The 221-nt window shown below is 67.9% G+C and carries 1 pseudogene; it reads right to left on the bottom strand.

What is annotated here, in order from left to right:
• Nucleotides 1-221: pseudogene (locus D7V80_RS41190) on the bottom strand (3-deoxy-7-phosphoheptulonate synthase); the annotation flags it as partial.

Here is a 221-nt window from a genome sequence, read left to right on the forward strand (position 1 = left end):
AGCTTTCCCAGCGCGCGCAGCAGCCCGAAGTTCTGCATGTTCCGCGCGCCCACCTGGAGGATGTCCGAGTGCTGCGCCATGAGGGGCAGTTGCTCGGTCTCCATCACCTCGCTGATGATGGGCAGTCCGTGGCGCCGTCCGGCGTCCACCAACAGCTTCAGCCCCGGCTCCCCCATGCCCTGGAACGCGTACGGACTGGTGCGCGGCTTGAACACGCCCCC

It is taken from the genome of Corallococcus sp. CA054B, assembly GCF_003611625.1.
GTDB classification, from domain to species: Bacteria; Myxococcota; Myxococcia; order Myxococcales; family Myxococcaceae; genus Corallococcus; species Corallococcus coralloides.